The organism is Acinetobacter sp. GD03645, from assembly GCF_029845285.1.
Lineage (GTDB): Bacteria > Pseudomonadota > Gammaproteobacteria > Pseudomonadales > Moraxellaceae > Acinetobacter > Acinetobacter corruptisaponis.
The window spans coordinates 1-560 of record NZ_JAOCLL010000053.1; the positions used below are offsets into that span (position 1 = coordinate 1).

The window sequence follows — 560 nt, forward strand, 5'->3', positions numbered from 1 at the left end:
ATCCCAGAGCCAGAGCGTGCGATTGACAAGCCATTCCTAATGCCAATCGAAGACGTGTTCTCAATTTCTGGCCGTGGTACAGTGGTAACAGGTCGTGTTGAAGCGGGTATCATCAAAGTAGGTGAAACTGTTGAGATTGTTGGTATCCGTGATACAGTTGCAACGACTGTAACTGGCGTTGAAATGTTCCGTAAACTTCTTGACGAAGGCCGTGCGGGTGAGAACTGTGGTATCCTTCTTCGTGGTACCAAGCGTGAAGACGTACAACGTGGTCAGGTACTTGCTAAGCCAGGTACAATCAAGCCACACACTAAATTCGATGCGGAAGTATACGTACTTTCTAAAGAAGAAGGTGGTCGTCACACTCCATTCCTTAACGGTTACCGTCCACAGTTCTACTTCCGTACAACTGACGTAACTGGCGCGATCAAACTACAGGATGGCGTTGAAATGGTTATGCCTGGTGACAACGTAGAAATGTCAGTAGAGTTGATCCACCCAATCGCAATGGACCCAGGTCTACGTTTTGCGATCCGTGAAGGTGGCCGTACTGTAGGTGC

Annotated in this window: 1 protein-coding gene; it reads left to right on the forward strand. The window is 48.4% G+C overall.

Going from position 1 to position 560, the window contains the following annotated elements:
* A partial coding sequence (locus N5J47_RS18100) for an EF-Tu/IF-2/RF-3 family GTPase (protein ID WP_279961418.1) occupies window positions 1-560 on the forward strand: 560 nt, incomplete at both ends.